The sequence below is a fragment of the Streptomyces sp. NPDC025833 genome, from assembly GCF_055558055.1.
Window position 1 is genome coordinate 150,610 of sequence record NZ_JBVHNF010000002.1, and the last position, 23,737, is coordinate 174,346.

The window sequence follows — 23,737 nt, forward strand, 5'->3', positions numbered from 1 at the left end:
GAGTACCGGAGCGACGGTCCGGTGGCCGGTCCGCAGGACGCCTACTTACGGTCGTTCCTCGCGGGCCGACTCCGCAGGTCGGATCGATCCCTCCACGTCAGATCCACTGCCGGAGGGGCCTGTTCCCAACCGTGCGCCTCGTCTGCGGCCCGTCGATGCTGTACCAAATGACACCTGTTTTCGAATATCCCCGGCAGCGCTGACAGCGCGCGTCAGCCACTCCAGCCCGGGACGGGCCCGAGGTCGGCGGACAGCCTGGGCCGCAGCCGGAAGGTGCGCATGCAGGTACTTGTCATCAGCCCGCCGAACTCGAACACCGTGATCGACGGTGCCTCGTGCACAGTCACCAGGCCCGAGGAGCACACGGACTGGTCGGACTTCCCGAACCTGGGCATCCTGACACTGGCATCGGCCCTGCGTGACGTTCCCGGCATCGAGCCGGTCTACATCGACGGCACGGTGGTGCCCTGGCCCGAGGTCCTGAGGTACGTCGAGGAGCAGGCAGCCGACATCCTCGCGCTGTGCATCAGCGCACTGACCGCCACGTACGAAGCCGGCCTGGACCTCTGCACGGCGGCGAAGCGCATGAACAGCCGGATCGTCACGGTCTTCGGCAACGACCACGTCACCGCCCTCATCCAGGAGTGCCTGACCTCCCAGCAGGACGTGATCGACTACGCCCTGGTGGGCAACGAGGTCGTGAACAGCTTCGTCGGCTTGATCACGACCCTTCGCGACGGCGGTGACGTCGAGGCCGGGAACCTGCCCGGGCTGTGCCGGTACGACGGCTCGCGGGTGATCACCACACCGCAGCGGCCGGAGCCCCTGTACACGCGGATCGACTACACACTGATCAACCGGGTCTTCGACCACTCGTCGCTGTACCAGGACAACTTCAGCCGGCGCGTCGTGCCCACCTTCGCCCGGCTGACCGGACGGCGGGTCAGCCGCGGCACGCCGATCGAGATCGGTCGCGGCTGCATCAAGTTCGCCCGGAACGACGCCTGTTCGTTCTGCTCCATCCAGTTCGGCGGCATGTGGCGCAACGCCGTGCCCACACCTGACGCGGCCTGGGAGGTGGTCCGCGCCGCGCACGACCGCGGGTACGACTACCTGTACCTGACGGCGGACGAGCTGCCGTTGACCTTCGGCCGGCTCCTGCGGGGCATGGAAGACTCCCCGCCGGCGTGGTGGCGTTCCCTGCCCGAGGACGAGCGTCCCGTGATGGTCGGCTACGCACGGGCGGACGGACTGTCCGACGAACGGCATGCCGCCACTCTCCGCGCCCTGGGAGTACGCCAGTTGATGGTCGGCCTCGACGCGGGCACCGCCATCTCCCTGCACGCGATGAAGAAGCCGCTGGCCTCGATGCGCGACGTGGAGTCCGCCTTCCGCGCCGACCGCATGTTCGAGCACAACGTCCAGGCCATGCGGGCGGCGAAGAACACGGGGCTGCTCCTCAAGGTGGGCTTCGTGATCGGCCACCTGGGCATGGACCGGGCCCTGCTGCGCGACAACGTCGACTCCATGAAGTCCCTGCTGGAGGCAGGGGCCGGCAGCATCGCCTCCCTCGACGTCGAGGTCCTGTCGCCCGAACCGGGCTCCCTGGACTTCAAGATGCTGCTCGATCCCGACCTCGCGCGCGCCCGGGCCGAGGAGCTGAACCTGCGGCTGCCCGACCGCGGTCCGCACGAGCACCATGCACTCACATGGCGGCACCGCGACATCATCGACCGGGAGCAGGCGATGGCAGACTATGTCGAGTCCGTCATGCCGGGGCTCACCCTCGCCGACCTGGCCGAAGCCCGCGCCGAGGTGCGTGGCCACGGGGAGAGGCTGGGACTCACGATAGGAGGATGAACGGTGACCGCATCGACGGCGCTGACCTTCGCCGGCCTGTGCCTGCTGCTGTCGATGGTGCCGGGCCCGGACACGTTTCTCGTGCTCAGGTACAGCGTGGCCGACAGCCGGTCCGGTATCGCGGCGGCCACCGGTTCCGGTCTCGGCTCGATCCTGTGGGCACTGGCCGTAGCCCTCGGCGTGAGCGCTCTGCTGCACGAGGCGGCCCTGGCGTTCCTCGTGGTCAAGATCGCAGGCGGGCTCTACCTCGTCTACCTGGGCCTGACGGGCTTGCGCCACACCTCCCGGACCACGGCGGACACCCACCGCGAAGCGCCAGGAATGGTCGCCGCGCTGAGGGCGGGGCTCGTGTCCTGCATGCTCAATCCCAAGGTCGGCCTGTTCTTCCTCGCGGTCGTCCCCCAGTTCCTCTCCGCCGACTCCGCCGGCTTCGGGTCGATCATGGCGCTCGGCATGATCGACGCACTCGTCGCCGTCGCCTGGCTGTCGGCCGTCTCCGTCGGAGCCTCCCGCACCGTGACCTGGCTCAAGCGCCCCCGGGTGGCCCGCGCGCTGGAGATCACCAGTTCGTCGCTGCTGGCACTGCTCGGCGTCGGCACGCTTCTCAACGCCGCCCGCAATGCGGCCTGATGCCGCATCAGGGGACCCCCGTCTGCTGATTGCCTCGACGGAGTACCCCTCATCGCGCGGAAGACCTTTCCCGGCTACCAGCGGGTCCCGTCGCGCAGGCGGACGACGCCGTAGGAGGCGATGTCGCGCTCGCGGGGCTTGCCGTAGTCGGCGAAGGAGAACCAGCGCGCCGTGTCGACGCCTTCCGCCTCGCAAGTGTCGATGCGGAGAAGTGGCCATGGAGGGGCGAATTCACCGAAGGGTCTCGCACGCGGCGCCCGGGACTCCGTCGCCCCGAGAAACACGAAAGGCAAGGAGTGCGCTCTCCTTGCCATGCTCAACTTATAGCGCACCGGGGGGCTTGCCGCAAGGCCCCCGTGGGGGCGGAGAATCGGCGGCCGATACCCGACAACCTGCGGAATCGAGGGGCACGGCGTGTGTGTGCGGTGGCCCCGGGAGGCAGCGCGATGAACGAGCAGTACGTGGTGGACCTCGGAGAGGTCGCCTGGTCCCAGGTCGCGGTCGTCGGCGGCAAGGCGGCGCACCTGGGCGAGCTTTCACGGATCGAGGGGATCCGGGTACCGGCCGGCTTCTGCGTGACGACGGACGCCTTCCGTCGGATCGTGGCGCACGAGCCGTCGATCGACGACCACCTCGACGAGCTCGAGGCGGTCGACCCGGACGACCGGGAGACGATCCGCACGGTCTGCGCGCGGCTGCGCCGTGCCGTCGAGGCGGCCGCCGTCCCCGGCGACATCGCGGAGGCGATCACCGGCGCCCTCGCCCGGTTCGGGGAGGGGGCCGCCTACGCCGTCCGCTCCAGCGCCACGGCGGAGGACCTGCCGACGGCCTCCTTCGCCGGCCAGCAGGACACCTACCTGAACGTCGTGGGGCCGGCGGCGGTGCTGGAGCACGTGAGCCGGTGCTGGGCCTCGCTGTTCACCGAACGGGCCGTCGTCTACCGGCTCAGGAACGGCATCGACCACCGCTGCGTCCACATGGCCGTGGTCGTGCAGCGGATGGTCTTCCCGGAGGCGTCCGGCGTCCTGTTCACGGCCGACCCCGTCACGGGCCACCGGAAGACCGCCACCGTGGACGCCGGGTTCGGACTCGGCGAGGCCCTGGTCTCCGGGCTGGTGAACCCCGACGTCTTCACGGTGCGCGACGGCGAGATCGTCGACAGGACGACCGGCACCCAGCGGCGCGCCGTCCACGCCCTGCCGGCCGGCGGCACGCGGGACGTCGCCGTCGACGCGCGACGGCAGGGACAGCCTGCGCTGACGGACGCCCAGGTCCTGCGGCTCGTACGGCTCGGGCGGCGGATCGAAGCCCACTTCGGCCGGCCCCAGGACATCGAGTGGTGCCTGGACGGCGAGGGCTTCCACATCGTGCAGAGCCGGCCCATCACCACGCTGTTCCCCGTCCCCGAGGCCGGCGACCGGGAGAACCACGTCTACGTCTCCGTCGGGCACCAGCAGATGATGACCGACGCCATGAAGCCCCTGGGCCTCTCCCTGTGGCGGATGACGGCCATGGTCCCGATGCACGAGGCAGGCGGGCGGCTCTTCGTGGACGTCACCCCGCGCCTGGCCGCGCCCGCGAGCCGCGCCGCCCTCCTGGACCTGATGGGGCGAGGCGACCCGCTGATCACGGACGCGCTGCGGTCGCTCCTCGACCGCGGCGACTTCGTCCCGTCGCTCCCCGACACGGGGCCCGGCGGGTCACGGGGCGGCGCCGCCCCCGCTCCGATCGACACCGATCCGGCGCTCGTCACCGAACTGGTCGAGCGGAGCGAGGCGTCCGTCGCCGCGCTGGAGCGCGACATCCGCGCGAAGAGCGGCCCGGAGCTGTTCGACTTCCTGCTGGAGGCCTTCGAGGACCACAAACGCGTCCTCGGTGATCCGCTGAGCATTCAGGTGATCATGGCGGGGATGGAGGCCACCTGGTGGCTCAACGACCACTTGCGCGACTGGCTGGGGGAAAAGAGCGCGGCCGACACGCTCACGCTGTCCGCCCCCGGCAACGTCACCTCCGAGATGGGGCTGGCGCTGATGGACGTCGCGGACGCGGTCCGCCCGCATCCGGAGGTGGTGGCGTTCCTGCGGCACGTCGAGGACGACGACTTCCTCGACGACCTGGCGAAACTCCCGGGCGGACCCGAAGCGCGCGACGCCCTCGAGGGCTACCTCGACTGCTACGGGATGCGCTGCGCCGGCGAGATCGACATCACGCGACCGCGCTGGCGGGAACAGCCCTCCGCGCTCGTGCCCGCGATCCTCGACAACGTCCGGAACTTCCGGCCGGGCGCCGCCGTACGGCGTTTCGAGGAAGGCCGGCGGAAGGCGCTGCGCAAGGAGCGGGACGTGCTGTCCCGCCTGCGGGCCCTGCCGGACGGGGAGCGGAAGGCCGACGAGACCAAGCGGATGATCGACCGGGTGCGTACCTTCATCGGGTACCGGGAGTACCCGAAGTACGGCATCGTCAGCCGCTACTTCGTCTACAAGCGGGCCCTGCTCGCCGAGGCCGAGCGGCTCGTGCGGGCCGGCGTGCTCGCCGACCGGGAGGACGCCTTCTACCTCACCTTCCGGGAACTGTACGAGGCCGCGCGCTCGCACCGGGCGGACGCCGGGCTGATCCGGCAGCGCAAGGACGCGTTCCGTGCGTACCAGGCGCTGACACCGCCCCGGGTGCTCACCTCGGACGGTGAGGCCCTCGACGGGGCGTACCGACGCGACGACGCACCGGCCGGCGCCCTGCTGGGCCTGCCGGTCTCCACCGGGACGGTCGAAGGGCGGGCCCGGGTGATCCTGGACATGGCGCGGGCCGACCTCGAAGAGGGCGACATCCTGGTCACGGCCTACACGGACCCGAGCTGGTCGCCGCTGTTCGTCGGGATCGCGGGCCTGGTGACGGAGGTGGGCGGTCTGATGACCCACGGCGCGGTCATCGCCCGGGAGTACGGTCTGCCGGCCGTCGTGGGCGTGGCCCAGGCCACCCGCCTGATCGAGGACGGCCGGCGGATCCGCGTCCACGGCACCGACGGCTACGTCGAGTTGCTTCCCTGACCGGTGGCCTGCCCGACGACAGGTGTGCGGTCGGAGCGGTCGGCCCGCACACCGTGGGGCGTGCGGTCGGAGGGCGGCGACGCGGAGTCAGGCGCAGGTGTTCCCGTCGGACCAGGTCTTCGTGGCCCCTCCGGACAGGGCCTGCCAGTGAAGCACGGTGCACTGGAAGTTCTGCCGGGTCTCACCGCCCACGGTGTACTCGTACGACGTCGGGTAGCGCATCCATCCCGCCTCGCACCCCTGGGCGCACCAGTAGGTGCCGATGTCTCCCCAGACGGGCCAGGCACCGCTGCGCGGCGACCAGTAGACGGTTCCCTTCTGGAACTGCGTTCGCCGGCCGACACCGTCGGGGTTGGCCAACTCCTCCGTGAGGGGACAGCCCAGGGACCCGCCGGGGCCGCCCATGGCGAGGTACCGCTGTTCGATGGCGCCGAGGACCCTGTGGCCGCAGTAGTCGCCGTCGGCTTGCGCGGACGGGGCGGCCGACACGACGAGCGTGCTCGCCAGCACGCCGAGCAGGCTCAGCAGCGAAGCCGTCCTCGCTGGTTTCCCGGTCCGGACGGTTCCGTTCGGGTGCTTCATGTTTCCACCTCTGCTGCGCTGACGGAGCGGACGAGTCCGTCGGTTCCGGCTCCGCGGCGACTGCCGGCGGAGCCTGGCGACGGCCCACCGTTCTACCACCCAGGACGGGACCACTCGGTCCTTTCACGGAGAAACACCTCGAAAGTGGATGTCGGCGTCTCGTGGAGCGCCTTGCCCACCGGTTGCCTGGGTGGTCCCCGGCCAGGGGCTCCGGGGAGACGGACCGCCCGCGCGCCCGCGGAACGCCGTCCGCCTTCACGTCTCAGAACACCGCCCGCACCTCTCCCACCTCGGCGCCGCCGCCCAGCAGCGGTGTGCGGCCCACGCGGTCGACCACCGGTGCCGTCACACCGGCCAGGTGGAGCGCGCGGGCCAGGACCGGCCCGAGGGCGCGGGCGCCGCCGTCCTCGATCTTGAGGGCGAGGGCGCGTCCGTCGCGCAGGGCGAGTGCCTGGACGGCCTCCGCGCCCACCTTCGACAGGGCGCCCGGTATCTCCCGCATCAGCCAGGTGTCATGGCGGCGGGTGCCGGCGACGTACTCGGGGTGGGCGCGCATGGCGTCGGCGACCCGCCGCTCGGGGGTGCCGGGCTCGGCGAGGACGTAGGAACGGAAGGCGCGGGCGAGGCCGGTGAGGCCGATCGCCATGAGCGGCGCCCCGCAGCCGTCCGTGCCGACCGCCGCCACCTGCTCCCCGGCCGCATCCTCCACCGCCGTCCGGATGAGTCGCTGAAGCGGGTGTCCGGGGTCGAGGTAGGACTCGAGCGGCCACTCGCGCAGCGCGGACGCCGCGAGCATCGCCGTGTGCTTGCCGGAGCAGTTCATGGCCACCGGATCGCGGCGGGCGCCCGCCGCCAGGTACCTCTCCTGCTCCTCCTGGTCCAGCGGGAGGGCCGGCGGGCACCGCAGGTCCGCGGGGCTCAGCCCGTGCTCGTCGAGCATCGTGCGCACCAGGTCGCGGTGGAAGGGCTCGCCCGAGTGGCTGCCGGCCGCCACGGCCAGCCGTTCACCCGTGAGCCGCAGTCCCGCCCGCAGCATGCCCACCGCCTGCATCGGCTTGTTGGCGGAGCGCGGGAAGACGGGGGACGTCACGTCGCCGAGCGCCAGCTCCACCGAGCCGTCCGGCGCCAGCAGCACCAGGCTGCCCCGGTGCCGCCCCTCCGGGAATCCTGACCGGACGACCTCGGCGAGGACGGGCGCGTCGCCGGTGCCGGCCGCTCGGGGGCGGGCGGGGTGGGCGGTGTCGGTGGTGGTCGTGGATCGGGACATGGGCGGTGACCTCCCGGACGCGGATGGGGACGGCCCGCTCCGTCGGCCGCCCGGGATCGCCGGAGCCGCCGTCCGGCCGAGCGGGTCGTCCGCCTGGGCTTTCGCGCCACCGTACCCGCGGCCGCTCTCCGCGCGGCACCCGGTGCCGCGGATCCGGCTCCGGCCGACCGGGCGCAACCGCCGTACGGGCGTGTCGGTCGTACGGCGCGCACCGCCGCGTTCCGGACCGCTCCCGTGCGCCGCCCCGGAACACGGGCCCCGGCCTGGGCACGCCCGCGCAATCCCGGCCCCGCCCCGGTCCCGGCCTTGACCGTCCACCGCGCGGGAGCGGGACGTCCCGTCGGGTGATCCAGTCGGCTCCGTCCGGTTCGTGCCGCCCGGAGGAACGTGTACGGCTTCCGCGCCACCTCCCCCAAGGCGGCCACCGCACTACCGACTTGCAACCGCCTCTGAACGTTTTCGAGCCCGCCGGCGTCACAGCGGTAACCGGAATCCAGGGAGATCGTGATGACCGCCAGGCGTTCCCGCCCTCGTCTCGTGTCCGTGTCCGCTGTCGCGCTGAGCGGGGCCCTGCTGTGCGGTGCCACCGCCTGTGGCGCCGACCGGGGGGAGCCGGTGAGCGGCACCGCGCGGGGCGCGGCCGGCTGGCAGGAGCCCGCCTCGTACGTCTACACGCTGACGTCGGCCACCCAGGTCCTGGCGGGGACCTTCCGGGTCGAGGTCCGCGACGGCAAGGTGACGAAGGTGGCCGGGCTCGACGAGGACAGCCGGCGGCAGGTACGGGAGTGGCACACCGAGGTGCCCACGATCGGCGATCTGCTGAAGCGGCTGGAACAGGCCCGCGGGGAGGACGCGGAGACGGCGGAGGCGGAGTACGCGGCCGACGGCCACCCGGTGCGGATCTCGCTGGACTGGGACGAGAACACCATCGACGACGAAGCCCTGTACGCCATCAGCTCCTACGCGCCGGCCGCGAGCTGATCCGGTGCCGCGGGGACGGCTCCCGTCCGCGGGTTCCGGCGGCCCTGTCGGCCGGTGACCTGGAAGGCGCGCCGTCAGCGGCGCGGCGCCAGGTGGAGCAGCGGGGCCCCGGCCGGGAACAGGTACTTGGCGGCCAGGACCGGCCGGCCCGCGACGGAGACGGTCTGGGTGAGGAGGAGTGCCGGTGTCTCCGCGGGCCGGGAGATGGCCGCGCCGCGCTCCTTGCCGAGCAAGGTGGCGCCCAGGGTGCTGCGGGACGCCATCGGCAGGGTGGCGGCGTCGAGGAAGGCGGAGAGCATGGTGGCGGCCCGGCCCGGTGCGGCGGACCCGGTGCCGACCGCCTCGGCCAGAGCCGGGTCGACGGCGCGCAGCGTCTTCGTGTCGGTGGCCCATTCGTGCGCGAAGCACGCCGGGGTGCCGTCGACGTCGACGACCGTCTCCCAGAAGCAGGTGCGTTCCGCGGGAGCCAGGCGCAGGTGGAAGCCGGAGAAGTCCGTGGGCTCCTCCAGTTCCACCGCGAGGCGGCGGCAGCGCACGGCCCCGGGGCCGAGCAGTGTCTCGACGGGCAGCAGACGCTCCAGGCCCGGCGCAGGCGGCAACTGGTTCACGGTGCTGCCGGAGCCCTGCCGGCGGGTGATGACACCGTCCTCCTGAAGGAGGATCAGCACCTCGCGCAGGGCCGGGCGGCTGACGCCGAGCCGTACGGCGAGGGCGGGTTCGGAGGGCAGCCGGGCGCCCGGGGGGAACGTGCCGTCGTCGATGGCCTCGACGATGCGCTGGTAGAGCTCGACGCGGGGTGAGTGGCGGCGGTCTCCCTGCTGAGGCATCGAAGCTCCCCTTATTTGTCTGACATATTTCGCGGTCCGGCATCCGGCTCGGTCCAGACTAGCCCGTTGGGGTGTCGGCCGTCCCGCCCCGGTCCCCGGTCCGGCCGCTCCCCACCTGTCCGCCTGAAGTGCTGCGGCTTTCCGTCGGCAGCGGAAGGCGACGTGTGCGGCATCACCCTTGTGCTCGCGGCGAGGCCGTGCCTACCCTCTCGCCAGCCGTCCGAAAGATGTCAGACAACTTTGAGGATGGTAGCCATCGGGTGACGCCTTCGCGCGGCCCCAAGTCTCCCTGAAAGAGGCGACATGTCCGTCCTCGCATCACGTCCGCTGCTCATGGACTGCGACACCGGCGTCGACGACGCCGTCGCGCTGATGTACCTGTGTCAGACCCCGGGCGTCGATCTGCGCGCGGTCACCACCGTCGCGGGCAACACCAGTGCCGAGCAGGCCGCTCGCAACACCCTCCAGGTACTCGAGGTCGCCGGCCGCACCGGCATCCCGGTCGCCGCGGGTGCCGCGGCGACCCTCCGCGGCGAGGTGAAGGCCGAGGCGAGCTTCGTCCACGGCGAGGGAGGCCTCGGCGGTGTCACCCTGCCCGCCCCCTCCGCCGCGCTGGACCCCCGGCACGCCGCGGACCTCATCATCGACACGGCCCGGGAGTCGGGCGGGGACCTGCACATCCTCGCCACCGCTCCCCTGACCAACCTCGCGCTGGCCCTGCGCAAGGAGCCCCGGCTGCCGGAGCTGGTCTCCCGCGTCACCGTGATGGGCGGCGCCGTCCACCACCCGGGGAACATCAGCGCGGTCGCCGAGGCCAACATCGGCAACGACCCCGAGGCCGCCGCCCTGGTGCTGGCCGCCGACTGGGACCTCACCCTCGTCCCGCTCGACGTGACCATGCGGGAGAACCTCACCGAGGCGCACCGGCAGCGGCTGCTCGCCAACGGGACGCCGGTGAGCCGCCTCGCCGGCGAGATCCTCGACTTCTACTTCACCTTCCACGAGCGGACCGCGCTGCCCTTCCGCGGCTCCGCCTGCCACGACCCGCTCGCGGCCGGCATCGCCGTCGGCGAGGTCGCCCCGAAGCTCGCGCCGCGCCTGCACGTCACCGTCGACACCGCGGACGGCGCGGCCCGCGGCGCCCTCGTCGCGGACACCCGAGGCATCCACCTCGGCTACCCCGAGCAGCCCGGCGCCCGTACGACCGTGGTCCTGGAGACCGACGGCACCTTCCCCGACCTCCTCGTCGACCGGCTCTGCCAGGTCCGGAAGTGAGACGGCCCGATGACCACTGACCTGACGACCCGGCCGGCGAAGGCGGCGGCCGGGACCGCGGCGCTGATGACGGCGCTGCTCGCCGCGTGCACGGCCTTCCAGCTCAACGCCAGCATGCTCAGCCCGGCCCTGGTCACCATGGCCCGGGAGCTGCACACCGACGAGGCGAACACCGGTCTCTCGCAGACGGTGTTCTTCACCGCGTCGGCGATGTTCTCGCTGTTCCTGCCCCGCTTCAGCGACATCGTGGGCCGCAAGCGCGTCCTGCAGTGGATGCTGGTGCTCATGGCGGCGGGGACGGTGCTCGCGGCGCTGGCCCCGAACATCGCGGTCCTCGACATCGCGCGGGCCGTCCAGGGCGCCTGCGGGCCCGTGGTGCAGATCTCCCTGCTGATGCTGCGCTCCGAGGTCACCGACCCCAAGCGGTTCGGCACGCTGATGGGCGTGGTCGCGGCCGTCAACGGCGGTATCGCCGGGGTGGACGCGCTGGTGGGCGGCTGGCTCGCCGACCACCACGGCTTCCGCAGCATCTTCTGGGTGATCGCGGTCGTCGCGGTCGTCGCGGCGGTGCTGGTCCGGGTGGGCTGTCCGGAGTCCCGGCCGTCCGCCGGTACCCCGATGGACTGGGCGGGTGTGGCCCCGCTCGTGGTGAGCGTCGCGGCGCTGCTGGTCGCCGTCGACCAGGCGGAGAAGCTGGGGGCGGCGAACTGGCCGCTGGCCATCGGCCTGCTGGTCGTCGCGGTGGCGGCGTTCGCCCTGTTCTGGCGGACGGAGAAGCGCGGCACGCACCCCCTGGTGCGGATCGGCGACCTGCGCCGGCGCGCCACCTGGGCCCCGCTGCTCACCACCCTGCTGACGCTGATCGGCGTCTTCGCCACCGTCAACGGCGTACTGATGTCGTTCGTGCAGAACGACACGGTGGGCTTCGGCATGGGTTCGAGCCTGGCCTCGGTGGTCTTCCTGACGCCGTTCGCGCTGGTGGGCTGGCTGGTGGGTCCGTTCACCGGGCGGCTCGCGCCGGTCCTAGGCTACCGGCGGGTGCTGCGCTGGGGCCTGGGCGGCAGTGCCGTGGTGATCGCGGTCATGGCACTGGTGGGTGTGCGCTCGCTGCCGGTGATGGTCGCCTGCACCGTGCTGCTCGGCGTGACGTACGCGGGGGTGGCCAACATCGTCCTGAACCTGCTCGGTGTCGTCCTCGCCCCGAAGGAGAACCCCGGGTTCCTGCCCGGGCTGGTCTCGGCCGCGTTCGGCCTGGGTGCCGGACTGAGCTTCGCCCTGCTGTCCGCCGTACAGGTCGCGGGGAGTCCGGCGGGCAGCGACTCGTCCGGCGGGTACGTCACGGCGATGGTCATCGGAGTGGTGGTCGTGCTGGCCGCGTGGGGCGCCTCCTTCCTCATCCCGCGGCCCGCGGACGCCGAGGTCTCCGCCTGACGGGAGGCCGGGCTCTCCGCCTGCCGGGAGGGGGCCGGGTCGCGTGCGGACGGCGAGCCGGCCGCGGTCCCCCACGCATACGCGGACCGCGGGCGGCCGAACCGCCCGTGGCCGTACCGGTCCGCGACGGCCCCGGCTAGGAGCCGGGGCCGGTTCCGCGGCCTCCGCTGCGTGCGGTCCCGCACGCCGGTGCCTCGCCGGCCGTTCCGGCGGGGCACTCGCCGGGTGACCGCGCCGTGCGGGGCTCCGGCTGCGCCGGCTGCTCCGCGTGGTCCGGCCGCCGTGCCGTCGTACCGTCGCCGGGCGGTCCGACGCGGCGGGTGGCCGCCCACAGCAGGAGGGCGGCGAGACTGAACGACGCGCCGAGGGCCGTCACGGCCGGCCAGCCCCCGGTCGTGTAGGCGAGGGAGGAGCCGAGGCCGCCGAGGCCGCTGCCCGCCGAGTAGAAGACCATGTACCCGCCGATGATCCTGCTGCCCGCGTCGGGCCGGACGGCGTGGATCAGGGTCTGGTTGGTGACGTGGACGGCCTGCACGGCGAAGTCGAGCAGGACCGCGCCGACGGCCAGCGCCCACAGCGACTGCCGGGTCAGGGCCAGCGGGAGCCAGGAGACCAGCAGCAGGGCGAGGCCGGCACCGGTGGTGCGCTGGGCGAGCCCCCGGTCGTTCCAGCGCCCGGCCGCCCCGGCGGCGACGGCACCGGCCGCCCCGGCGAGCCCGAACGCCCCGATCGCGGTGTGCGAGAGCGACCACGGCGGATCGCTCAGGGGCTGCGCCACACCGCTCCACAGCGTGCTGAAGGCCGCGAACACCAGCAGGGCGAGCGCTCCCCGGACCCGCAGCAGCCGATGACCCGCGAACAGGGTGACGGTCGAGACCACCAGCCGTCCGTACGTCATCCGCCCTTCCCGCGGGGACGGCGCGTCCGCGGGCAGGGCGCGGCGCAGCAGTACGGCGAGGGCCGCGATGACAGCGGCGGCCGTCAGGTAGACCGCCCGCCAGCCGGCGAGGTCGGCGAGGACGCCGGCGGCGGCCCGGGCCAGCAGGATGCCGGTGACGATGCCGCCGGTGACCGTCCCGACGGCACGGCCGCGCCGGGCGGGCGGGGTCAGGGCGGCGGCCGCCGCGACCATCGTCTGGGCCACGACGGCGAGCAGGCCGACCACGGCGAGCGCGCCGAGCAGGGCCGCCGCGCCCGGCGCGAGGCCGGCGGCGAGCAGGGCGGCCGCCAGCAGCCCGAGTTGGCCGGTGACCAGGCGTCGGTGGCCGAGCAGGTCGCCGAGCGGAACGAGCGTCAGCAGGCCTGTCGCGTAACCGAGTTGGGTGACGGCGACGATGACGCCGAGGAGCCCGGGGCCCAGCGCGAACCGCTCGCCGAGGGTCACCAGCAGCGGCTGGGCGAAGTACACGGTGGCTACGGAACTGCCGCAGGCGACCGCGAGCAGGGGGACGAGCCGGGCGGGCGGGAAAGTCCCCGGTGGTGCGGTGCGCACCCCGTCGGTGCCCGCCGTGCTGCTCTCGCCGGACGCGCCCGGGCTCCGGGACTCCATACGGGAACCTCCCCCACTTGGTTTCAACTTGCTACCGACGTGACCGTAGCGGTCGGGGGTAGCATGTTGCAACCATCCCCGGGGGGTCCGGGGAGTCCGAGGAGAGGAGCCGCGGATGGTCGCCCGTACCCGTTTCGACAGCGACCCCTGCCCCGTCGCCCGGTCCGTGAACGCCATCGGCGACTGGTGGTCGCTGCTGATCGTGCGGGACGCCTTCGACGGCAGCCGGCGCTTCGGCGAGTTCCACCGCAGCCTCGGCATCGCCAAGAACATCCTGACCGCGCGGCTGCGCTCGCTGGAGGAGGCCGGGGTGCTGCGCGGCGGACCCGCGGCGGACGGCGGGTCCCACCGCGAGTACCTCCTCACGGACAAGGGGCGCGCCCTGTTCCCGGTGATCGTCGCCCTGCGCCAGTGGGGCGAGGCGGAGTGCTTCGCCCCCGGTGAGGAGCACTCCCGCCTGCTGGACCGCCGAACCGGCCGCCCGCTGGGCCCCGTGCGGATCCAGGCGGCGGACGGCCGGCCCGTGGGCCCGGACGACACGGTCGTGGAGAAGGTGCGGGGAGGCGGAGGGGACGCGACCGGCGGGAACGGGGGCACCCCGGCGTAGCGGCCGGGCCGGCGGCCTCGGCGGCGGCCGACCGCCGGGCCGTGACGGTGCGGCGCACACCAGGCCGGGACAGCGGGGCGCGCGACAGGCCGGGACGGTGCGCGCCACACCGAGCGGTGACGGTGCGGGCCACACCGGTGACGACGCGGGCCGCACCGGGGGCCCCTCTCCCCCACCCACGGTGCCGTCCCGACACGATGGGCGTATTGTCCCGGTATGAGCGACGCGCTGTGCGGCTGGTGCGGTCGAGCGCTTCCGGAGCCTTCCGGTCACGGCCGCCCGTACCGCCCTCCGGTGCACGGGCAGGCGGTTCGGCGGGCCCGGTGCCGGTGGACGGCCGCGGCGGCGGAGCGGCGGGTGCGGAGCGGCGGGTGATGGTCGTGGCCGGAACGGAACTGCTCTCCTCCAGGCGCATCGTGGCCGGAGGGGAGCCGGTCTCCCGAAGGCGTGTCGTGGCCGGAACGGAACCGCCCTCCCGTGAGCGGATCGTGGCGCGGCGGTCCGATCCCGTCCTGGTGGGCGCGGGTACGGCAGGCTGCTGCCGTACCGCGACAGACAAGGGGCCCGGACCGGTGGTGCGGCGCGCGGTGCCGGACCACCGGCGCGACGGCGTACCCGGGGCGCGGAGCGCCGCCGCCCCGAGCGTGGGCGCGGACACCGCGCTCGGCCCCTCACGACCGGCCCGCGGTCCGGCGCCGGGCGCGCGCGTGAGGAGCTGAACCGTGTCCGACGCGGCCACCGGCCCTCCCGTCACGGGCTTCGGCCCGGAGTCCCTGGTGCCTGTCCTCGGCCGGTTCACGCAGGAGAACGACGCCTACATGAGCGCCGTCTACCTGCTGTCGCCGGGCGAGCAGACGCTGCGGATCGCGACCCTGGGCGGTGTCTCGTGGCGGATCGCCTGGCCCTGGGCCCGGGTCGCCCTGGGGGCCGCCACCCCGGTGAGCGACGCGGTACGGAACCGGCGCGTGGTGTGGATCGGCAGCCGGGAGGAACTCGCGCGCCGCTACCCGCAACTGGCGCTCGTGCTCCCCCACCCGTTCGCCCTGGCCGCCGCCCCGATCACCACCGCCTCACAGGTGTGGGGCGGTCTGGTGCTGCACTGGTCCAGCACCCATCCGCCGACGCTGAGCGCCCACGAGCGGGACGCGATCACCGACACCTGCCACCGGCTCGGCCTGGTCCTGCACCAGGCCGCCGACAGCGGGCAGCCCGTCCTGGCAGGCGCCGAACCGTACCTCCTGCCCGCCCCGGGGAACCGCGCCGCCGCGCCGGAGGAGGCCCAGGCGGCAGTCGACTTCGCCGAGCGCCTGCCCAGCGGCTGCTGCTCCCTCGACGTGGACGGCCGCATCACCTTCCTCACCAGCGCGGCGGCCGGCCTCCTCGGCGCGACCATCCCGGACCTGCTGGGCACCCGCCCCTGGGAGGTTCTGCCGTGGCTGGACAACCCCGTCGCCGAGGACCGCTACCGGGCCGCCGTGCTCAGCCGCCGGGCCACGTCCTTCACCACCCGGCGCCCGCCGGACACATGGCTGTCCTTCCACCTCTACCCGGATGCCTCCGGGATCAGCGTGCGCATCGTCCCCACCTCCTCGGCCGGTGCCGTGGCCCCTCCGCTCCTGGTGCATCCCGCGCCCGCCGCCGAACCGGGCCGCGCGGCGGCCCTCTACCACCTGATGCACCTCGCGGCCACGCTCACCGAGGCCGTCGGCGCCCGCGACGTCGTGGAGAAGGTCGCCGACCAGGTCCTGCCCGCCTTCGGGGCCCAGGCCCTGACGCTGATGGCCGCGGAGGAGGGCCGGCTGCAGCTCATCGGGCACCGCGGCCACCCCGCCGAGCTGATGAGCCGCGTCGACGCCGCCCCGCTGTCCTCCCGCACCCCCGCCGCGCACGTCCTGAACACCGGCATCCCCGGCTTCTTCGGCGCCTTCGCCGACCTTGAGCGGGCCCACCCCCACGCCGTCCCGCAGGACGGCATGGCCGCCTGGGCCTTCCTGCCGCTGATCAGCTCGGGCCGGCCCGTCGGCTCGCTGGTCCTCGCGTACGACCGGCCCCGCACGTTCCCGCCGGAGGAGCGCGCCATCCTCACCTCGATCGCGGGGCTGATCGCCCAGGCACTGGACCGCGCCCGGCTCTACGACGTCACACACCAACTGGCCCGCAACCTCCAGGCCGGTCTGCTGCCGCCCGCCCTGCCAGGCGTCCCCGGCCTGGACGTGGCCGCCCGCTACCTTCCCGCCAGCCACGGCATGGACATCGGCGGCGACTTCTACGACCTCATCCACATCGGCGGGGCCCGGGCCGCCGCGGCCATCGGCGACGTCCAGGGCCACAACGTGCAGGCCGCCACCCTCATGGGGCAGGTCCGCACCGCCGTCCACGCCACCGCCGGCGCCCCGCCCGGCGAAGTACTCGCCCGCACCAACCGCCTGCTCACCGACCTGAACCCCGGCCTGTTCACGAGCTGTCTCTACGTCGACCTCGACCTCGCCCACCACCACGCCTGCCTCGCCACCGCCGGCCACCTGCCCCCCGTCCTGCGGCATCCGGACGGTCACACCGAGGTGCTGCGCCTGCCGCCGGGGCTCCTGCTCGGCATCGACTCCGCCGCCGACTACCCGACCGCCGAAGTCCCCCTGCCGCCCGGCTCCCTGCTCGCCCTGTACACCGACGGTCTCATCGAGGTGCCCGGGACCGACATCGAGGACGCCGCCGCCACCCTCGCCGACCACCTGGCCGACGCCGACACCGGCTCCATGGACGCCCTCGCCGACGACATCATCGACCACGCCCGGCGCACGGGGTGCCGCAGCGACGACATCGCCCTGCTCCTCATCCACCACGACGAACGACGGACCGGCGCCGACAGCAGGGAGGCACCGCCCGGGCCGCCGCCCCGCGCCGGCCCGTGAGACACCGCACCCGAGGCCCGTGGCCCACTGGTCCGCACCCCCGTGCGGTCCGGCATGGCCGAGCGGGCCGCGGGGCCTCACGAGCCGGGCCGGTGCACCCGCGGGGCGTGGCGCACGAGCCGTGGTCGTCGCTCCTCGTCGCCGTACGGTTCCGCCCGGCGCCGCCTCGCGGTCCGGGCGGGGCGGTCCCCTGCCCGGTCGGCGCCGGCCGGGCGCGGACGAAGTCCGCCCCGCCTGGCGGCGGATGGCCGCCGGGGCCGCCATCTCGGCCCCCGCACCGCCGACATCCGCCGGGGACCCGGGCAACCGGGCACCGCGGCCGGGGTGTTCCCGCGCCGGGCTCTCGCGGGTCCGGCCGGGCGCTGCCGCCTCGCGCGGGGCGGCGAGCGGCTGCCGCGGCCCCCGGGCACTCACCATGCGAGCCTCCACCGCTGCCCCCATGCTGGAGGAGAGGGGGGCGTGGCAACGGAGGATGTGATGGATATGCGGACCGTTGTCGACCTCACCCGCTGCCAGGGATACGCCCAGTGCGTCTTCCTCGCACCGGAGGTGTTCGAGCTGCACGGCGAGGAAGGGCTGCTGTACGCCACGGCCGTCCCCGAGGACCAGGTCGAGCGTGTGCGCCAGGCCGCCGCGGCGTGCCCGGTACAGGCGATCCTCCTCGGTGAGGAGGTGAGCAGCGGTGCCCGCTGACCTCAAGGACGGCCGTATCGTCATCGTCGGCGCGTCACTGGCCGGTTTGCGGGCGGCGGAGGCACTGCGCGAGGAGGGCTTCACCGGCTCCCTGACCGTGGTCGGGGACGAACCCCACGCTCCCTACGACCGGCCGCCGCTGTCCAAGCAGGTGCTGCTCGGGCAGGCGACGGCGGACACGACCGAACTGCCGATGCGCCGGGACCCGGACGCCGACTGGCGACTGGGCGTCCGCGCCACCGGTGTGGACCCGCTCGCCAAGCAGGTCCTCCTGGAGGACGGCGAGTCCCTGCCCTACGACCGGCTGCTGATCGCCACCGGAACGCGGGCGCGGCCCTGGCCCAACCCCGACGAGGCCGCGCTAGACGGGGTCTTCACCCTGCGCACCCGCGAGGAGGGCGAGCAACTGGCCGAGCGGCTGGCCGCCGGACCGGAACGGGTGCTGGTGATCGGCGCCGGCTTCACCGGCTCGGAGATCGCCTCCGCCTGCCGCGAACTGGGCCTCCAGGTCACGGTGGCCGAACGCGGCCCCGCGCCCCTGGTGGGCGCGCTCGGCGGCACCCTGTCCAAGCTGGCGGCCGTCATGCAGCGCAACCACGGGGTCGACCTGCGCACCGGGGTGACGGTCACCGCCCTCAACGGCAACGGGAGCTTCACCGGCGCGCAACTGTCCGACGGCAGCGACGTCCGCGCCGACCTGTGCGTCGTGGCGCTGGGCGCGATCCGCAACGTCGAGTGGCTGGCCGGCTCCGGACTGGCGGCGGGCCCGCGCGGGATCGCCTGCGACGCCGGGTGCCGGGCCTTCAACCAGTACGGCATCGTCACCGACGACATCTTCGTGGCCGGGGACGTCTCCCGCTTCCCCCACCCCCTCTTCGGCTACCAGATGCTCTCCCTCGAACACTGGGGGAACGCGGTCGAGCAGGCCGCGGTCGCCGCCCACAACATGGTCAGCCCCGGGCCGCTGCGACGCCCGCACCTGGCCATCCCCACGTTCTGGTCGACCCAGTTCGGGCTGAACATCAAGTCCGTGGGCGTCCCCACCTTCTCCGACCACGTGGTCATCGCCCAGGGCTCCCTGGAGGCGCGCCGGCTGGCGATGGTCTACGGCTACCAGGGCCGGGTCACCGCCGCGGTCACCGTCGACATGGCGAAGTCCATCGACTACTACCGCCATCTGATCGAGACGGCCGCTCCGTTCCCGCCCCCGCCCGGCGCCGCGGACCGCCCGCTCGCGGCCGACATCCCGATCCCGTCCGCCGTACCGGATCCCTCGGTGCTGTCCCACGGCCCGACGGTCGCACTCACCGGTTACCTCCCCGACCGCCGGCTGACGGTGGTGCATCCCTAGTGCCGTCCGACCACGAGGAGCCGTGATGGACTCCCAGACCCTGCTGGCCCGGATCACCGACTACGCCAGCCGTCCGAACCCCTACCCGCTGTACGCGGAACTGCGCGAGGCCGGTCGCGTGGTGCAGCAGGCGGACGGCAGCTACCTCGTCGGCGGTTACCACGACATCGCCGCCCTGCTGCACGATCCCCGGATGAGCGTCGACCCCCGCACCCGCGGCGAGACGACCCACGCGCTGCCCTTCCTGCGGCTGGACGACCCCGAGCACCACCGGCAGCGCAACCTGGCCATGCGACCCTTCGGGCCGCCGCACACACCCGGCCGGGTCGACGGCATGCGCGACGAGATCGCCCGTCTCACCAAGGAGTTGCTGGAGCCCTTCGAGGCGGGCCGGCAGGTCGACATCGTCGACGACTTCGCCTACCCGCTGCCGGTCAGCGTGATCTGCCGGCTGCTGGGTGTGCCGCACGAGGACGAGCCGTTGTTCCGCGCCTGGTCCGACACGCTGGTCTCGGCCGCCGACGTCAAGGCCGGGGACGACAACACCGAGCGGCGCGAGGCCGGCGACCAGGCCCAGGCGGAGATGGGCGGCTACCTGGTCGACCTCGCCGCGCAGCGGCGGGGCGGTCCGAGCGGGGACCTGCTCTCCGCCTTCGTCAACGAACCGGACCCGGAACTGCGGCTCACCCAGGAGGAACTGGCGGTGACCGCCATACTGCTCCTCATCGCGGGACACGAGACCACCGTCAACCTGATCACCAATGGTGTGCTGACCCTGCTGCGCCGGCCCGAGGAGCTGGAACTCCTCTTGCGTGAGCCCGAGTTGCTGCCCCGGGCGGTGGAGGAGCTGCTGCGTTTCGAGCCACCGGTGCACATCCGTGAGCGCTTCCCGCTCGCCGACATGGACATCGCCGGCACCCCGGTACCCGCGGCCTCGTCCGTCTACCTGGCCCTGGCCTCCGGCAACCGCGACCCGCTCCGGTTCGACGAGCCCGACCGGTTCGACCCCCGGCGCCCCGACGTCGAGCACCTCGGCTTCGGCAGCGGCATCCACCTCTGCTTCGGCGGCCCCCTCGCCCGCGTCGAGGCGCAGGACGCGCTGGGCGCGCTGCTCCCCCTCCTCGCCACGGCACGCCTGGTCGACGACCCGCCGCCCTACCGGCAGAGTGCCATGCTGCGCGGACCGCGCCACCTGCTCGTCCAGTTGTGACACCACTCCTGCCGCACGGCCGACAGGGTGCGCCCCCGGCTTCCGGAAGCCGGGGGCGCACCCTGTCGGGGTGTCGGCGTGGGGGTGTCAGCGCGCGGGGGTGGAGGGGCTCGTGGCGGAGGCGGACGGCGCGGTCTCCGTGTTCGCCGACGGGGCGCGGCCGGCGAGGACCAGTTCCTTCGCCCGGGCGAACTCGGCGTCGGTGATGTCACCGCGGGTGCGCATCTCGGACAGCTTGGCGAGTTCGTCGGCGCTGCTGGTGCGGGAGCCGCCCAGGGCGGTCTCCCGGATGTAGGTGTCGAGGGCCTGCTGCTGGGAGCGGGCGTGTGCCAGCTCGCGGTGGCCCATGCCCTTGCCGCGGGCGATCAGGTACACGAACACGCCGAGGAACGGCAGGACGCAGACGAACACCGTCCAGCCGGCCTTGCCCCAGCCGCCCAGGTCGTCGTCGCGGAAGATGTCGACGATGACCCGGAAGAGCAGGATGAACCACATGATCCACAGGAACAGGACCAGCATGGACCAGAAGAAGCCCAGCACCGGATAGTCGTACGCCAGATAGGTCTGCGCGCTCATGGATACTCCTCCGTCCAGGCTGCGGGCCCGGTAGTCGTTCTTGACCGTGTTCAGCGTGCGCCGGGTACCGGGCCGGCCGCCTCACCCGGTGCGGGTGAGGCGGCCGAGGCACCGTGGTGCCCGGCGCTCCCCCAGGGCGCGCGGGCCCGGCGACCCGCGGCGGGCCGGTTCCCGCCGGTACGATCCTGCGCCCCGCGGCCCGGCCCCGGCTTCACCCTCCGCGGGTGAGGGACCGCGGCGTGCCCGCCGTCACAGCAGGCCCAGCTCGCGCGCCCGGCGCACCGCGTCCTGGCGCCGGTTCACGGCGAGTTTCCGGTAGGCGCTCTTGGTGTGGGTCTTGACCGTGTTGACGGAGACGTAGAGGTCCGCGGCGATCTCCTCCGCCGACATCATCTCGGCGAGGCGGCGCAGCACGTCCCGTTCGCGTCCGCTGAGTTCCCGCACCACCGGCGGCGGACCCGGCCGCGCGGCCGGGTCCGGGCGGCCGGGCGGCGGGCCGGGCGTGAGCCACCCCGCGGCCAGCGCGCGCAGCGGTTCGGTGCGCAGCAGCGGCCGCAGCCACGGTCCGGCTTCGAGGAAGGGGCGCCGCAGCCGTTCGCGCCGGGCTTCGCGGAGGGCGCGGGCCACGAGTCCGCGCCGGGCGGCGGCGTCCCCGAGGGCCCCGGCGACCTGCGCCCGGGCCAGGGTGGTCCGTACCGACAGTGCGGGGCCGACGGGTCCGGGCGGCCCGTCTCGCGCCAGCCGCCGCGCCGCGGCATCGGTCCTGCCCGCCGCCAGTTCCGCCCGTACGGCCGCCACAAGGCAGACCGGGTCGGTGCCGGGCTGCTCCTCCAGCGTCTTGACGGCCAGTTCCGGGCGGCCCTCGGCGAGGTGCGCGGCGGCGGCCAGCGAGGCGGCGTGCGCCTCCGCCCAGGGGGACACGCCTTCGGCGGCGACGGCCCGGTCCGCCGCCTCCAGCGCGCCCCGCGGGTCGCCCCCGGCCAGCAGGACACGCCCGGTGACCAGGGCGTGCACCGCCCGTACGACCGGGTCCGGCGGCGGATGCGGTGCTCTGGCCGCGGCGTCGAGGAGTGCCTGGGCCCGGGCCGGCTCGTCCCGTTCGAGGGCGACCGCGGCCAGGACGAGCCGGGCCGGTCCCGGGTCGGGTGCCGGGGCCGGGCCGCAGCGGTCCGCCGCGGCCAGGGCCCTGCGTTCGGCCCGGCCCACCCAGCCGTTCAGGTAGTCGATCAGGGCCAGGTGGCCCGCGCACTCCGCGCGCAACCGCGCCGTCGACGCCGGCCGGCGGCCGTCGGCCACCGTGCGCAGGGCCGTGCGCGCGTCCTCGAACCGGCCCGCCCACAGCCGGGCCGCGCCGAGGTGCGTGGCCAGCAGCGCCATCAGCTCGGGATGCTCGTCCAGGAGATGGCCGGGCACCTCGCGGTGCAGGTCGTCGGCGGTCCGGGCGGCCATCTCCGCCCGGCCCGGGGACCCGGTCAGCCGCGCGGCCAGGGTCTCCAGGACGGCGCAGCTCAGCCGGGCCGCGGCGAGGCCGGGTCCGTCGCCGCCGGACGCCGCGGCCTGCCGGGCCAGGGCCTGCGCGGCCCGCTCCAGGCAGGACAGGCCGCGCTCGGTGTCGTACCGGGACAGTCGGTCCGCGGCGCGGACGAGGTCGGCGGCGGGGGTCGCGGGCTCGGGCCCCATGCGCGAGAACAGCGCGGACAGGGCGTCACGGCGCGGGCCGGTGAGGATCTCCCCGATGGCGAGGTCGCCGACGAGCGCGCCGGCGGCGCACTCCCAGTCGCCGGCCGCGGCCGCGTGGCCGAGCGTCTCGTCGAGCGGTCCCGAGCGCCGCAGCCACCGCCCGGCCCGGCGGTGGAGTTCGGGTTCCAGGCCGGGGCAGCGGGCCCGCAGGTGGGCACGGAGTATCTCGGCGAACAGCGGGTGGAACCGGAACCAGCCGTGCCCGGCGTACTCGACGAACGCGTTCTCCCGGTGCAGGCCGGCGAGGATCGGTTCGGCGTCGGACCGCCCGGTGAGGGCGTCGGCCAGGTCCGCGCGGAAGCGGTCCAGGATGCTGGTCCGCAGCAGCAGGTCCTGTGTCCGGGGGGCGCGCGGTTCGAGCACCTCGGCGAGCAGGTAGTCGGCGATCGTGGTGCGGTCGGCCTCGAACCCCGTCAGGTACGCCCGCGGATCGCTCTCGCGCTGTGCGGCCAGGGCGCACAGCCGCAGTCCGGCCGCCCAGCCCCGGGTGCGGTCCACCAGCGCGCCGACGGAACCGGCCGGGAGGCGCAGTCCGTGCAGGGCCAGCAGGCCGGCGGCCTCGGGAGGGGTGAAGGCCAGTTCGGCGTTCCTGATCTCCGTGATGGCGCCGGCCGCCCGGTAGCGGTGCAGCGGCAGCAGGGGCTCGGTGCGGCTGACGAGGACCAGGCGCATGCCGCGTCCCGCCTGTCGCAGCACGAAGTCCAGTTGGTCCGCGATCTCCGGGTCGGTCGGCCGGTCGTACTCGTCGATCACCACGACGGCCGGTCCCGCACCGGCGCCCAGCTCGGCGGCGAGCCGCGTGAGCAGGTCCTCGTCCACGCGGCCCGGTTCGGCGGGGGTGCCGACGTCCTCGGCCAGCGGCACGTCCGCGAGACGCAGGGCCCGGAGCAGGTACGCCCAGAAGGTGCCGCATCCCTTGCCCGCCGGAGGTGCGGTGAGCCAGGCGACGGGCCGGTCCCGGGCCGCGGCCCAGTCGGCGACCAGCAGCGTCTTGCCCGCGCCCGCCGCTCCGTCGACCAGGGTCAGGGGTGTCAGGAGTGCCTCGTCGAGGTGCCTCAGCAGCCTCTCGCGGCGCAGGAACGTGGCGGGCCGCGCCGGTACGACGAACTGGGTCGGGAGGAACGGGTTCCCCCGGGGATCGGCCCGCGGCGCGGACGGCCCCTCTCCGGTCTCTTTCCGCACGGCCATGGTCTCACCGCCACTGG

Annotated in this window: 18 protein-coding genes; 11 read left to right on the plus strand and 7 right to left on the minus strand. The window is 74.0% G+C overall.

Features of this window, described 5'->3' with window-relative positions; all coding sequences use genetic code 11:
* Positions 1-279 precede the first annotated feature (279 nt).
* Together ACZ4K2_RS03465 and ACZ4K2_RS03470 are read left to right on the plus strand one after the other, a co-directional pair.
* On the plus strand, positions 280-1,860 hold the full coding sequence (locus tag ACZ4K2_RS03465) for a B12-binding domain-containing radical SAM protein (protein WP_467470007.1): 1,581 nt from the start codon (positions 280-282) through the stop codon (positions 1,858-1,860).
* A gap of 3 nt (positions 1,861-1,863) precedes the next feature.
* Positions 1,864-2,490, plus strand: coding sequence for a LysE family translocator (locus ACZ4K2_RS03470; protein ID WP_467470009.1), 627 nt, complete (start codon positions 1,864-1,866; stop codon positions 2,488-2,490).
* Positions 2,491-2,564: 74 nt separating this feature from the next.
* Here the strand turns inward: ACZ4K2_RS03470 and ACZ4K2_RS03475 are convergent, their stop codons facing one another.
* Positions 2,565-2,783 carry a hypothetical protein gene (locus tag ACZ4K2_RS03475; protein ID WP_467470011.1) on the minus strand — a complete coding sequence of 73 codons (219 nt, stop codon included), beginning with the start codon at positions 2,781-2,783 and terminating at the stop codon, positions 2,565-2,567.
* Positions 2,784-2,936: 153 nt separating this feature from the next.
* Between ACZ4K2_RS03475 and rph the strand changes: the two genes are divergently transcribed.
* Complete coding sequence (gene rph, locus ACZ4K2_RS03480) at positions 2,937-5,534, plus strand: rifamycin-inactivating phosphotransferase (protein ID WP_467470013.1); 2,598 nt, start codon at positions 2,937-2,939, stop codon at positions 5,532-5,534.
* 87 nt (positions 5,535-5,621) lie between these two features.
* On the opposite strand, the gene ACZ4K2_RS03485 is transcribed toward rph, so the two are convergent.
* Positions 5,622-6,116, minus strand: coding sequence for an LGFP repeat-containing protein (locus ACZ4K2_RS03485; protein ID WP_467470015.1), 495 nt, complete (start codon positions 6,114-6,116; stop codon positions 5,622-5,624).
* A gap of 262 nt (positions 6,117-6,378) precedes the next feature.
* Complete coding sequence (locus ACZ4K2_RS03490; RefSeq protein ID WP_467470017.1) at positions 6,379-7,383, minus strand: asparaginase; 1,005 nt, start codon at positions 7,381-7,383, stop codon at positions 6,379-6,381.
* 507 nt (positions 7,384-7,890) lie between these two features.
* Here ACZ4K2_RS03490 and ACZ4K2_RS03495 point away from each other — a divergent pair.
* On the plus strand, positions 7,891-8,364 hold the full coding sequence (locus tag ACZ4K2_RS03495) for a DUF6174 domain-containing protein (protein ID WP_467470020.1): 474 nt from the start codon (positions 7,891-7,893) through the stop codon (positions 8,362-8,364).
* A gap of 74 nt (positions 8,365-8,438) precedes the next feature.
* Here ACZ4K2_RS03495 and ACZ4K2_RS03500 read toward each other — a convergent pair whose 3' ends face one another.
* The gene (locus tag ACZ4K2_RS03500) at positions 8,439-9,191 is read right to left on the minus strand and encodes a GntR family transcriptional regulator (protein WP_467470022.1); all 753 of its coding nucleotides are present in this window, start codon (positions 9,189-9,191) and stop codon (positions 8,439-8,441) included.
* 303 nt (positions 9,192-9,494) lie between these two features.
* On the opposite strand from ACZ4K2_RS03500, the gene ACZ4K2_RS03505 reads away from it, so the two are divergent.
* Together ACZ4K2_RS03505 and uriT are read left to right on the plus strand one after the other, a co-directional pair.
* Entirely contained in the window at positions 9,495-10,466 is a 972-nt protein-coding gene (locus ACZ4K2_RS03505; RefSeq protein ID WP_467470024.1) for a nucleoside hydrolase, read from the plus strand.
* Between the two features lie 9 nt (positions 10,467-10,475).
* Positions 10,476-11,897 carry a uridine transporter UriT gene (gene uriT, locus ACZ4K2_RS03510; RefSeq protein ID WP_467470026.1) on the plus strand — a complete coding sequence of 474 codons (1,422 nt, stop codon included), beginning with the start codon at positions 10,476-10,478 and terminating at the stop codon, positions 11,895-11,897.
* Between the two features lie 136 nt (positions 11,898-12,033).
* Here uriT and ACZ4K2_RS03515 read toward each other — a convergent pair whose 3' ends face one another.
* Entirely contained in the window at positions 12,034-13,446 is a 1,413-nt protein-coding gene (locus ACZ4K2_RS03515; RefSeq protein ID WP_467470028.1) for an MFS transporter, read from the minus strand.
* Between the two features lie 115 nt (positions 13,447-13,561).
* Here ACZ4K2_RS03515 and ACZ4K2_RS03520 point away from each other — a divergent pair, with 115 nt between their 5' ends.
* From ACZ4K2_RS03520 to ACZ4K2_RS03540, 5 genes are all read left to right on the plus strand, one after another.
* Positions 13,562-14,053: a winged helix-turn-helix transcriptional regulator gene (locus tag ACZ4K2_RS03520; protein WP_467470030.1), complete on the plus strand. Its 492-nt coding sequence runs from the start codon at positions 13,562-13,564 to the stop codon at positions 14,051-14,053.
* A 722-nt stretch (positions 14,054-14,775) separates the two neighbouring features.
* Entirely contained in the window at positions 14,776-16,962 is a 2,187-nt protein-coding gene (locus tag ACZ4K2_RS03525; protein WP_467470032.1) for a SpoIIE family protein phosphatase, read from the plus strand.
* A 483-nt stretch (positions 16,963-17,445) separates the two neighbouring features.
* Positions 17,446-17,655 carry a ferredoxin gene (locus ACZ4K2_RS03530; protein ID WP_467470472.1) on the plus strand — a complete coding sequence of 70 codons (210 nt, stop codon included), beginning with the start codon at positions 17,446-17,448 and terminating at the stop codon, positions 17,653-17,655.
* Positions 17,645-19,006, plus strand: a complete 1,362-nt coding sequence (locus ACZ4K2_RS03535; RefSeq protein WP_467470034.1) for an NAD(P)/FAD-dependent oxidoreductase — start codon at positions 17,645-17,647, stop codon at positions 19,004-19,006. Before ACZ4K2_RS03530 ends, ACZ4K2_RS03535 begins: the two co-directional genes overlap by 11 nt.
* A 25-nt stretch (positions 19,007-19,031) precedes the next feature.
* A complete protein-coding gene (locus ACZ4K2_RS03540; protein WP_467470036.1) occupies positions 19,032-20,216 on the plus strand; it encodes a cytochrome P450 in 1,185 nt (394 codons plus the stop codon).
* An 87-nt stretch (positions 20,217-20,303) separates the two neighbouring features.
* On the opposite strand, the gene ACZ4K2_RS03545 is transcribed toward ACZ4K2_RS03540, so the two are convergent.
* Together ACZ4K2_RS03545 and ACZ4K2_RS03550 are read right to left on the minus strand one after the other, a co-directional pair.
* Positions 20,304-20,792 carry an SHOCT domain-containing protein gene (locus ACZ4K2_RS03545; RefSeq protein ID WP_467470038.1) on the minus strand — a complete coding sequence of 163 codons (489 nt, stop codon included), beginning with the start codon at positions 20,790-20,792 and terminating at the stop codon, positions 20,304-20,306.
* A 249-nt stretch (positions 20,793-21,041) separates the two neighbouring features.
* Positions 21,042-23,720, minus strand: a complete 2,679-nt coding sequence (locus tag ACZ4K2_RS03550; protein ID WP_467470039.1) for a winged helix-turn-helix domain-containing protein — start codon at positions 23,718-23,720, stop codon at positions 21,042-21,044.
* Positions 23,721-23,737 lie beyond the last annotated feature (17 nt).